This is a genomic window from Methanosarcinales archaeon, assembly GCA_014859725.1.
Classification (GTDB): Archaea; Halobacteriota; Methanosarcinia; order Methanosarcinales; family Methanocomedenaceae; genus Kmv04.
Genome location: JACUTQ010000271.1, coordinates 1 through 1978, shown reverse-complemented (window position 1 = coordinate 1978; position 1978 = coordinate 1). Strand labels below are relative to the sequence as shown.

Annotated in this window: 2 protein-coding genes; one reads left to right on the top strand and one right to left on the bottom strand. The window is 39.0% G+C overall.

The window, feature by feature from the left end:
- Positions 1–99: 99 nt before the first annotated feature.
- Positions 100–660, top strand: coding sequence for a hypothetical protein (locus IBX40_13175; protein ID MBE0525263.1), 561 nt, complete (start codon positions 100–102; stop codon positions 658–660).
- Between the two features lie 344 nt (positions 661–1004).
- On the opposite strand, the gene IBX40_13170 is transcribed toward IBX40_13175, so the two are convergent.
- Positions 1005–1919: a 2-phospho-L-lactate transferase gene (locus IBX40_13170; protein MBE0525262.1), complete on the bottom strand. Its 915-nt coding sequence runs from the start codon at positions 1917–1919 to the stop codon at positions 1005–1007.
- Between the last annotated feature and the right edge of the window lie 59 nt (positions 1920–1978).

Below are 1978 nucleotides of genomic sequence, written 5' to 3'. Positions count from 1 at the left end.
AGTAGGCTACAAGATACTTTTTTATTGATCTTGCAAGAATAGTGTATATACGAACGTGGAAGTAAGGGGAGGTATAGAGAGGTTATAGGAGGAATTATAATGCCAGAAGAGCCATTATATAGCAGGGAGATTGCACAAGAAATTAAAAAATTTATGGATAATTGGGAAATAGAGGATTTTTCTAAAGCTCAGGAATGGTTGACTAAATCCGACTTGGGAGTAGATGGAGCAAAGAAGTACTTGATAGAGAAAATTGTTGAAACTATATCGCAATATCTTTCAAAGGGTTTACTGCAACTTACGATAGAGGAAATAATGAACGAAAGTGAGTACAGGGATGCAATTCAGAGTAAAAAAGATCATGCAATAGTCGCACATCTAAGCAAGAAGCTACCGCCTTTTAAGGTCTATGTGGAGTTCGTTATAAAATCTGGATTGATGGAGATAAAGAGAATCAGGTATGATTTCAAAGCAAAATTGAGTGTAGAAGTTAAAGACGCAAAGATAATCTTCCAGGAAAATAAGATTAGAAGCATATCCTTTGGATCGTTCATTGCATCAATAACCTTAGATTTGCTAAGGGGTGACCATGACGTGAAAATAGGCTCAATGGAAAGAAGTTTGAGTCTCACCGAGCCGATAACTATTGACTTTTTGTAGAGTATAACTTATATTCCGCAGGTATATTTTGAAAACAAATCTTTTTTAAAAACATTGAATTATGTCGGATGATTCTGGTTTTCTAAATTTTTGAAAAAATGGTTCGAAAAGATGCATGTATTTTTCTGCCGAAATTGGCAAATCCTATATTCAAAACATGTCTTCTATAAGTTTACAATATAAATATAATATTTTAGAGATATGTAAAACCACTATCAGTAAAAATTATTAAAAAATTTCAGATACCTGCGGAAAGTGAGGTATAACGTGATAGGGCAGACAAAAAAAAATGAATAAAAAATCCCGAAAAAACTATAGAGAATTAATATCTAATAAATTTAAATTTAAACGAGTTGTTCCATAACAATCCTGGCCAGCGCAGCACTCTTTTCCGGTGTGGTCATAATAGTATCAGCGATCACCATTTTAACACCCACATCTTTCATGCCTGATCTCCCTGGCCCGTCCTGTTCATCCACGATAAAAACATCCAGCAGGTCATGGTAATATTTAGCCACGCCCCGGGAGGACACCTCGTAATCACAGGCAGTCATTAATTTCCCAGCCGGCCCGCTCACAGGTTCGCATCCGATGATAGGGCTGACTGCCAACACATGTTTTTTCCTGATCAGATCTCTCATACCATTTACTGCAAGGATAGGACCGATGCTGGTAATGGGATTGCTGGGGCCGATTATAATGTTCTTTTCATTTTCAATAGCTCGTTGAACAGCTTCTGTCACTTTTGTGTTTTGAATCCCCTGATATTCCACCTTCAACACATCAGGTTTTCCTCTCTGGCTAACCCAGAATTCCTGGAAATGAATGGTTCCAGTATCAGTAGTGATCATAGAAGATACATACTCATCGCACATTGGCAGGATATGTGCTTTTGACCCCAGCATTCGAGTAGTTTGTATCACTGCTTCGGTAAGTGATGCACTTCCCCTGATAAATTCGGAGCGGATAATATGCGTAGCTCGATCCCTGTCACCCAACAGCAATATCTCATTATGACCTGCAGATGCAAGTGTTTCATTAGTATGGTACGTTTCCTGTTTTATTCCCCACCACCTGGAGGTATCCAGAATATCAGCGAAGAGATATGTGACAGTATCAATATCCGGACAGACCAGGTTGCCTGATACCCACAGGTCCTCAGCGGTATTGACTACCACTGTGATATCTTCATCAGGCAACAACTGCCTCAGTCCGGCGAGGAGTTTTGGGGTTCCGGTCCCTCCGGATAATATGAGCATTAGTCCTCTTACTGCCTGGGAGGTTTAATAATCTTATTGAATTTTTCCATAACACAACC